Source organism: Kitasatospora putterlickiae, from assembly GCF_039527695.1.
GTDB classification, from domain to species: domain Bacteria; phylum Actinomycetota; class Actinomycetes; order Streptomycetales; family Streptomycetaceae; genus Kitasatospora; species Kitasatospora putterlickiae.
On record NZ_BAAAKJ010000363.1, the window covers coordinates 1 to 421 of the forward strand.

Annotated in this window: 1 protein-coding gene; it reads right to left on the reverse strand. The window is 77.2% G+C overall.

Annotation, left to right across the window (positions count from 1 at the left end; all coding sequences use genetic code 11):
- The coding region (locus tag ABD308_RS32725) for an alpha/beta fold hydrolase (RefSeq protein WP_344343153.1) at positions 1-421 on the reverse strand (421 nt) is incomplete at both ends.

Below are 421 nucleotides of genomic sequence, written 5' to 3' on the forward strand. Positions count from 1 at the left end.
ACTCGGTGAACGCGGCGCTGCCGGCCTCCAGCCGGCCGGCCAGCGACCGGGCGACGGCGCCGCCCATCGAGTAGCCGACCAGGACGAAGGGGTCGTCGCCGACCGCCGCGCGGATCGCGCCCGCCATGGCCTCCTCGACGGCCTCCCGGGAGCCCGGGTTGAGCTCCGTCCCGAAGCCCGGCAGGGCGCACACCAGCACGTCCCGCACGCCCTCGAAGGACTCGGCCAGCCGCACGAACTGCTCCTGACCGGAGCCGACCACGTACACGTAGGACGGCACGCAGACCACCTTCACCCGGCCGGGCCCGGCCGCCAGCCGCACCAACGCGCCGCCCCGGTCGGGCAGGTCGTCGGCCGAGCCGAAGGCGGGACGGGCCGCGGCGGCGTCCATCAGCCGGCGCAGCGAGGCCGGCAGCTCCCC